The following is a 404-nucleotide window of genomic DNA, read 5'->3' as shown; positions in this document are numbered from 1 at the left end:
ATAGAACTCTAATTGTTTTCTCGCTAAAAACAAATGCTTTTCAACATCTTCAATGTCCCTAATATCAATAAACACTTGTTGAATGACTGGCATCGTATCTGCTACATGTTTAGCAATGGCATCTTTATTAACTGGTACATTACGATAACCAAGAATTGATAACCCTTCGCCTTCAAAATATTTTTTAAAAACTACTTCATGTTCAGAACCTAAAATGCGTTCTTTGGAAAAAAATAACCCCACGGCATATTCACCTTCACCTGGGATATCAAAGTCCGTTACATGTTGTTTGAAAAATGCAAAAGGTATTTCAGTCATAATACCTGCGCCATCACCAGTGATGCCATCTGCGCCGACCCCGCCCCTGTGATCTAAACGTCGCAACATTTCAAGCGATTTATCAA

At 37.6% G+C, this 404-nt stretch carries 1 protein-coding gene; it reads right to left on the bottom strand.

Going from position 1 to position 404, the window contains the following annotated elements; genetic code table 11:
* On the bottom strand, nt 1-404 hold a 404-nt coding region (locus tag C1I95_RS37535), incomplete at both ends, for a class II glutamine amidotransferase domain-containing protein (protein WP_199524063.1).

Origin of the sequence: Micromonospora craterilacus (assembly GCF_003236315.1) — a bacterium.
Taxonomy (GTDB): Bacteria; Actinomycetota; Actinomycetes; order Mycobacteriales; family Micromonosporaceae; genus Micromonospora; species Micromonospora craterilacus.
The sequence above is the reverse complement of the archived record's forward strand: the minus strand, read 5'-3'. Positions and strand labels throughout refer to the sequence as shown.